Below are 1,775 nucleotides of genomic sequence, written 5' to 3' on the forward strand. Positions count from 1 at the left end.
CAGTTGAAGGCAGGTCCTTGGCCCCGCTCCGGCATGATCCAGATACACGGAGGAGGAATGCGGTTTCCGCCAATCTCCACCGCCCGGCCCATCTTTGGGGCACGGTCGAAGGTCTGACCCGCAGAGGTCATTGTGGAAGATGATGCCATCAAGCGTATCTGGTGCATCCGAGAAAAAGCGACGGCGGAGTCGGTTGACCCCTTTGAAAACATGTTCTCCGGGTTCCGAGGCCAGACTCGGGCACAACCACCAAAGGTAGGTCTCGACAGCCCATGAGGGAACAGACCATGCAACGCTGCTGTGAGCGCCATCGGGACACCCCTTCTGTATGATGGCTACGTTACCAATTTCAGGCACGGCCAGTTGGTAAATCGTATCCTTCCCGTAGACTGGGCGAACCACACTGGCTATCGCGCCCACAGCCAACATATGATCGAAAATCATACCCAGAAAGTCACGCCGATCGGCATTGCTGGCGGCCGTGCTGCCGCGAAGCTTCTCGATCGCGGCAGGAAGGGCCAATCTAAACTCGTCCGCCGAAAGTCCTCGCTGATAAAGGTATTGCGGGTCATCGGCGATGCCGCTGACGATTTCGGCAACGCGATTAACCACCTCCTCCGGTGGCGCCCCCCGATGACGACATGGTGCAGCTTCTTCACCAGCCATTAATCACCCCCCCATATCGCCGGTATTTAACGCGCCGGCCGACGCGATGTGTTCAAGCGTTATAATGATGTGAGGGACGGACTGCAAAGAGTCGGCCTCAACAAAACGATGTTCGCGGCTATTATTTGTCAGGAGTTCTGGCTTTCGCGCCCGCCTCTCTCATTGAAAACGGGTACACTCTGAACCGATGCGGGAGAGAGCACTAAGCGCGGGCCGCAGCACTGTCGCTTTGCAGTTAATGATGAGAGTGGCTTGTCAACGATTTCAGTATGTTAGCTATACACCTAATTTGAGAATGTGCACTTAATTTAATGATCGAGCCCGGCCATTGGCATTTAATTTGAGAATCAACGTCAACACCTTATCGGCCTAGTACTTCTCGAAGACGGATCATGGGATTCAATGGATTCACGGCCTTTCAGCAAATACGATTGCATCTAATTCGAGAATCCGATCTTCAATATTCTCAAATTAGATGCCAATCCTGGTCGAAACGACTGCCTTCTTACAGTTAACTGCCAAGCGACAGATTTGATCTGAAGGCGGCAACTGAACTCATGGAACGTCAGATACTATACCCTGCTTGCCAAGTCAATCTTACTCTTCAAATAATGTAATTATTTCAAGTCTATAACAGAATGCGATGTGGTTCTGGACTCAACGTTTACGCGTTCAGAAGCTCACCATTTTTGAGATGGCAGGCTTACAACGGGTGGTTTCTCGGTTAAGCGGAGATTGCAGAATGCGAGGCGGTTCTAAGCTGCCCATATGCACCGACTCCGCGACGACCCTGCGCCAATGCGGAGGCTGAGGGCACTGAGATGGTTCATCTTAGGCTAATCGCAGCAACTACCATTTTGGAGGGATAATTTGGAATACAAGCTACACAGGATCGCACCCAATTCAGAAGGCTGGGTTCGCCCGTCACGCGGCAGATTGAGCCAGAAGGGGGTCGGCAGCTTCGTTCATGAACACGGGTTCGGGCACGAGGACTGGAATTTCAATATTGATTTCGCGATCGATGGACAGGTCCTCGGCTACACGGTAGCGCTTCCTGCCAAGAAATATGAGGGCCAGAGATTTGGCCTTGTCCTAGCGACCTTCGATGC

At 52.5% G+C, this 1,775-nt stretch carries 2 protein-coding genes; one reads left to right on the forward strand and one right to left on the reverse strand.

The window, feature by feature from the left end; genetic code table 11:
* Positions 1–666: hypothetical protein (locus EOC06_RS41010; RefSeq protein ID WP_206631302.1), on the reverse strand; the 666-nt coding region annotated here is incomplete at its 3' end.
* An 870-nt stretch (positions 667–1,536) separates the two neighbouring features.
* On the opposite strand from EOC06_RS41010, the gene EOC06_RS41015 reads away from it, so the two are divergent.
* A partial coding sequence (locus tag EOC06_RS41015) for a hypothetical protein (protein WP_206631303.1) occupies positions 1,537–1,775 on the forward strand: 239 nt, incomplete at its 3' end.

The organism is Mesorhizobium sp. M7A.F.Ca.MR.362.00.0.0, from assembly GCF_004023175.1.
GTDB lineage: Bacteria > Pseudomonadota > Alphaproteobacteria > Rhizobiales > Rhizobiaceae > Mesorhizobium.